Annotated in this window: 5 protein-coding genes and 1 pseudogene; 2 read left to right on the top strand and 4 right to left on the bottom strand. The window is 33.5% G+C overall.

Translation table 11 applies throughout. The features are described 5' to 3' along the window. Nucleotides 1-138: 138 nt before the first annotated feature. Together ACFIK0_RS08815 and ACFIK0_RS08810 are read right to left on the bottom strand one after the other, a co-directional pair. Complete coding sequence (locus tag ACFIK0_RS08815) at nt 139-969, bottom strand: hypothetical protein (protein WP_375631593.1); 831 nt, start codon at nt 967-969, stop codon at nt 139-141. A gap of 1,786 nt (nt 970-2,755) precedes the next feature. Continuing rightward, nucleotides 2,756-3,325 (bottom strand): annotated as a pseudogene (locus ACFIK0_RS08810) (type ISP restriction/modification enzyme); the annotation flags it as partial. A gap of 300 nt (nt 3,326-3,625) precedes the next feature. Between ACFIK0_RS08810 and ACFIK0_RS08805 the strand changes: the two are divergent. After that, nucleotides 3,626-3,976: a type II toxin-antitoxin system RelE/ParE family toxin gene (locus ACFIK0_RS08805; RefSeq protein WP_041581387.1), complete on the top strand. Its 351-nt coding sequence runs from the start codon at nt 3,626-3,628 to the stop codon at nt 3,974-3,976. A gap of 1 nt (nt 3,977) precedes the next feature. Further along, nucleotides 3,978-4,301, top strand: a complete 324-nt coding sequence (locus tag ACFIK0_RS08800) for a helix-turn-helix domain-containing protein (protein ID WP_015856199.1) — start codon at nt 3,978-3,980, stop codon at nt 4,299-4,301. Here ACFIK0_RS08800 and ACFIK0_RS08795 read toward each other — a convergent pair. Both ACFIK0_RS08795 and ACFIK0_RS08790 read right to left on the bottom strand, forming a co-directional pair. Next, nucleotides 4,298-4,897, bottom strand: coding sequence for a hypothetical protein (locus ACFIK0_RS08795; protein ID WP_375663845.1), 600 nt, complete (start codon nt 4,895-4,897; stop codon nt 4,298-4,300). The genes ACFIK0_RS08800 and ACFIK0_RS08795 overlap by 4 nt on opposite strands. After that, nucleotides 4,839-5,885 carry a hypothetical protein gene (locus tag ACFIK0_RS08790; RefSeq protein ID WP_375663844.1) on the bottom strand — a complete coding sequence of 349 codons (1,047 nt, stop codon included), beginning with the start codon at nt 5,883-5,885 and terminating at the stop codon, nt 4,839-4,841. The genes ACFIK0_RS08795 and ACFIK0_RS08790 overlap by 59 nt, the downstream gene beginning before the upstream one ends. Between the last annotated feature and the right edge of the window lie 37 nt (nt 5,886-5,922).

Genomic DNA, 5,922 nt, shown 5'->3' with positions numbered 1-5,922 from the left:
AAAGGGTATGATTATTAATTACACGCGTTTCATTTGTGAGTGCAAACTTTTTTTGCATAGCACAATTCCTTTATAAAGAGATTTAAATTTTTAAATGAAATGTTAAAAGGGGGCGCCCCCGCCGCGCCCGCACGTTATTCACGCAGCGTTATTTATATTCTGATCAGCACCACAGATATCTTCAGAAAATTTCTTATTTTCTTTAAGCACAGCATTGCCATAAATCGTTGTAAATTGGCAAATTTGTGCTTTGCCACTCACATGAGCATTATCATGAATTTTTGCAAAAGGACCAACACGCGCCGAGCCAAAAACCTTGGCATTGTCATAAATATTGCTCCCATCATAAACTATAGCTTTATCAAAAACATGAGCATTGCCATAAGCTTTTGACCACGCAGCAAGGCGTGATTTCCCATAGACATGGGCATCATTAAACACAAGCCCACTCACATGAGCATTTTCATATACACGGGCATTATCGTAAATAAGAGCCCCTTCAGTAATAACGGCATTATCACTCACAACGGCATTGCCAAAAACATAGCCACCAATTTTTGCATTGCCATTAATGATTGCATTGTCATAAACATGTGCTTTATTACTCAAAACCCATGCCTTATCACTAATCACGGCATTACCATAAACCTTAGCATAATTCACAACACAGGCATTATTGCGTATTTTTGCATTTTCGGAAACGCTTGCTTGGATAACCATAGCATCATCATAAACCCAGCAATTGCCATCATGGGATAGATCGCTTTCATTTTCGATAAAGCCGCCGAGGTTCCCAGCTTTTACATCATCAAAATCTCTTAAAGCTTTAATGCGGTGTAAAGTCACACCGTTAACAACGCGGTTTTCATTAGTAAGTTCATATTTTTTTGCAGGCTCTTGTTTATTAACAGATGCAGTTTCATTTGCAATGTTAGAGAGAACGGGGGTGTTTTTTGAGATATTTGTCATATTTAAAACCTATCTGTTTAAAAGTTTCTTATTGACACCCTAATGGGCGCCGGGCGCTAAGAAACACGGCAGATAGTCCGTTGTTACGCTTTTCTCATAAAGAGTATTGTATGGCGTAACGACACCCGACAAAATCATCATATATGCTAATTAAAGCATAAAAGATAGTCAGTTTTTATAATAGGATTAGGTTTATCGTAACCTCTTCGCTATCTGTTTAGTGTTTCTTAATCACTTGAATATTCATATAACAAAATACGTATTTATTGTCAAACGATATTTTATCTTTTTTGATATTTTTTTGTATTTTTTTTAAATACGTTGTGTATTGATAATATCTTATGCCTATTATTTGCTTCTTTTATATTTATGTGCTTTTAAAGCTATATTATTGGCTTTCTTAAAAGATTGCGTTATTTTCTGAATCTATACATTTATAATATTTAGAAACGCTCTCATAATGCGTATTTTAAACTTTATAACCTATCAATTTTGTCACTAAATGGCTTTTAAGATTTCTGTTAATTTCTTTTAATAACACATTTTAGACTTAACAGCCTTTATAGGGACTGTCTTTATAAACAAATGCTTTCATTTGCATATGAGTATTCAAGTTTACTGTTTTTACGCATTCTTTATAGCTGTTATGTTCTTTATAGCCATGGCATCATTTTTCATTTTCATAAGAGAAACGATAAATAGGATAATTGTGATTTATTGCCTGTTATGAAAATATCTAAAGAGAGATTGATAATTATAGAGATTAGCAAAATCCCTTTTAATAGACTTTGTCAGTTGTGTCAGTTTTGTCAGTTCTTTTTAGACCCTATACTATTTTTTTAAAATGATAAAAAATTAAAAGCATTATATTTCAATATGTTAGTCTTTTTAAGATACAACTTATATAGATAACACAACCTTAAATACAATTAATAATATATATTTGTCAGTTATCTGTCAGTAAATTGAACTGACAAAAGTGATTATTTTAGTGTGTCATTAAAACATGTCTTATGAAAAGCGTATGAAAGTAAAAACTGATTACGTTATCAAAATCCCCTTTATGAATTTTAATCAGTTCTTTTGAATAGATAACCTTATGATTTTAGTGAGTGATTAAACCACGTCTTAAAAAAACATGTGATCCTTTAAAGCCTTTCAAAAGAAACGGTTTATGATCATAAAAATGCTATTAAGACTATTATGGTTATGAGTTTAGGGGGGTATGGGGGTTTTGGGGGGTCTTTTTACCCCCCCCTTTATATATATTTTTTAATCCAAAATAAAAGTTATTATATTTCAATATGTTAATCTTTCAAATAAACAACCTATATTAAACATAACACATAAATACAATTTTTAATATATATCTAAGAGGGTTTTGTAGGTGTTTTGGGGGTTTTAAAAACAGACAAAACCTATAAGTAATATAAGAAAAGTGAATATACATAACTCTGTTTAAACAAAGCTTTTGAAAAGGATAAAGCTATCATTTTAAATACGGTATAATCTCTTAAAGGCAATCCAAATAAGAGTATCTAAAAGTGCAAATGATTTCTTTTTAGAATAACGCATATAAACACTCCTTTTAAAGATTATAGGTAATCAATTCACAAGATGATACGTTTACAAAATTTACAAAAGTCCATTAAAGGATTTCTGATAACGTAATTCTTTCCTATCTTAGTTATCTCATAACAGATGATAAAATAAACTTTTATTTAAACTAATACATAAGCGGCTTTAATAAGATTGGCATGCCCATTATGTGAGCATGCTTTATAAGTTATTCAGTTTCTCTAATTTCTAATTTTGGTAGGTTCTTAACAATTTTGATTGTCTCTAAACTTACAGTAATAACCCTTTGAAATAACTCTAATGGATAAGCAGGGTTGCCAACGGTTTCAACAGCATAGCGATTGGCATCATTAACAATGCCACTCTTTTTATCAGTCTTAACGCATTGACGCCCCATAACCCATTCAAGAGCAGGCTTGCCATTGACAATATACTCATAAGCTTCAAGAGGGATATCTGTTATTGTGATATTGTTATTATAAATAACAGTTGATTTATCTTTCTCTTTACCTGCTTTTGCGAATTTCATTTCAGTTACATAATAGAATTTTTCGGGATTAGAGATCTCTGTCTGTTTTGGATTACCCTTTTTAAAGGTTACTGGATAAGGTTTTACATCTTCATAATTCACATGCAAATGACCCAATTCACGCCCTGCTGTTACAAATTTCCAAAAATCATCAGCACTCTTTACACAAGGGATACGAGGTAATTCTTTGCATAAATTATCAGCATAACGAGAGCGATAATCTTCTGAATGAAGCAAACCGTAAACATATGAATTACAGAGCCTATAAACGCTTGTTATGGCTATCAAACGTATCAAACAAATCAAAATGCTCGGTAGCTTTAACAATCCAATCAAAAGCAAATGCATATTAAGTGAATGTCTTGTAAAAAACGTTCTTTTTAGCTTGCAAGCGTTGGTTTTTAAAAGCAGCTTTTCATAAAACAAATAAACAATTATGGTTTTTTGTTACCATTTTTATCAAGTCAATTTTATTAATAATAGTTATTAAAAAATCACAAAATTAGAATAACCACTTGAAAATATACCCATATGGGTATATTAATAATCATGAGTAAAATAAAACGTATCATATGGCTTGGTTCTTCACTCAAAGATATAAAAAGTCTTCCTGATCTTATTCAACAAAGGATTGGTTATGCTCTTTATCTTGCTCAGATAGGAGATAGAGGAGAAAATGTTAAGGTTCTCAAGGGGTTTGGATCTGCCAATGTTCTAGAAATTATTGAACGCGATATTCAAGGAACTTATCGCGCTGTTTATACGATACAATATAAAAAATCTCTTTATGTGTTGCATTGTTTTCAGAAAAAATCGACCCGTGGCATTGCAACACCAAAACCAGACATTAATCTGATTAAAGAACGTCTCAAGTTAGCAGAACAATTAGAAGGGAATTAAAATGATCAATGTTTTTCACGGTAGTTCCAATGTTTATGCGGATCTTGGCTTTTCAGATTCCAGAGAGATGCTTATCAAAGCGCAACTTGCTCATAAGATTAGTCAAATTCTGAAAGAAAAGAACTTAACACAAAAACAGGCTAGTCAACTTTTGAAAATGACTCAACCAAAACTGTCTAAACTCTTAAGTGGAGAATTTCGGGGAATTAGTGAAATGAAAATGCTTGAGTGTTTGGCAAAATTGGGAAACGATATAAAGATTATTGTTAATCCGAAAGAAGTTAAAACGCTTGAAGGACATTTTGAAGTTGTTTTTTCTTCTTAAACTTCTTTATGATTAGCTTTTTTGGGTCTATTCATACATGGCAATCTTATATAAAAAATGGTCAAATGAATCATGCATAAAAGTGTGGATTCTTGAGTGGATTCATATAAAATAATTGCAAGCAAACTATTGACTTTATTGTGTTTTTGTTTATAATGTCCTTCAACAAGCGTTATAGGTATTGAATGCTCTTTCGCTGCTTGTTCTTTCAACTCCTTTTCACGGAATCTCAAAACAGCATTGCGTACAAGATTGGCTTTTCTCAAAAGATCGTTTTCCAAATCACGACACAACCTGACAAGTTCACGCGTGCTCGGAAAAAACGTATCGGATAAACAATTTATTTCATCACATAAAATCCGTTTGACCACTGTCATCAGTGACCACACTGATACATTCTCCAAAACCATTCCGTAGGTAAGTGCCATTCCCTCATGGTCTGATTGTTGTGCTATTTTCAAACCACACGACAGCATCCGAATTGCCTTTGCTATATCCTCTTTCCCAGCTTTCACTGCAAAGAGCTCTTGCAATTGATCATAAGCCTCTAAAGCAATCGATTCCTGCTGTTTCGTTAATTGGCTGCCATCCTTCAAAACAAACGGACCGCTCGGAGGTATCATCGCATGAATGTGTTTCAAAATACCCTCGATTTCCGATATCAAGGAGACTGTCTGCGATACGCTCCCCAATGCTTTTTTGCTTTTGATTGTAATTTCCATAATTACCACCTTGTTTATTGACTTTATGATCTTTTGAATTTCTTACCCAGTTGCGCCACGTTGCTTGCCAATCACGCTTACTAGCGTCCTTACCTGCCTTGGCATTCCAATAATCTCGAAATTTTGCGATTTCGACTTTCACACGCTCTGGAGGCAAGCCCTCTCTAATCGCAAAATCGTAATCGGGTTCAAAATCCGTAGGCAATCGACAGCCTCTATCGGTTTTAACCCGCTTGGCTTTCTTAGGAACGCTTGTCTGCTCGTGAATGGGAGGTTGGTTGGTTTGCTCTGATTGGCTTTCAACATCACACTCGATTGGCTCGTCAACCAAATCGATTGTTTCTAAATCTTCAAAATCAATTTCTTTTTTTAATAAAACGTTAGTTTTATTTTTTTTATATATGTTAATGTTATTGTTAATGGCATTGCGTTCGCATTGCGCAACACTATGCGCATCGTATGCGCTCTGCATGCAATCCGCATATGCGTTTTCTTTTATATGATTATTGTCATTTTTACCTTTTGTTTTATGCCATCTAGAATGAGCTGCTTTTGTTGCTGCTTCTGATTTCTCTTTGCTATCATTTAATTCTAATTCAACATCTGGGTTCCACAACCGACCATCTTCTAAACAAATGATATGTCCAGTTTCTAATAAAAGATCTAATGCCTTCTGAAATTTTTTTACTGAGCAGCCAGCCAATAAAGATAACACTTTAAAATTATTCGTAAGCGGCTCTCCTGTGCGAAGCATTTGAAAGCGCAACTTAACATATATGAAACCTTCAAAAGCTGGCAAATATGCAAGATCAAGTAGCCACTTGTCTGCAAAAAGCCTCGTCCATGGTAATTTACTGGACATACCCCAATTCCCTTTCTTTAACTAAATATAAAATTGC

Source organism: Bartonella sp. CL63NXGY (genome assembly GCF_042194905.1).
GTDB lineage: Bacteria > Pseudomonadota > Alphaproteobacteria > Rhizobiales > Rhizobiaceae > Bartonella.
The sequence above is the reverse complement of the archived record's forward strand: the minus strand, read 5'-3'. Positions and strand labels throughout refer to the sequence as shown.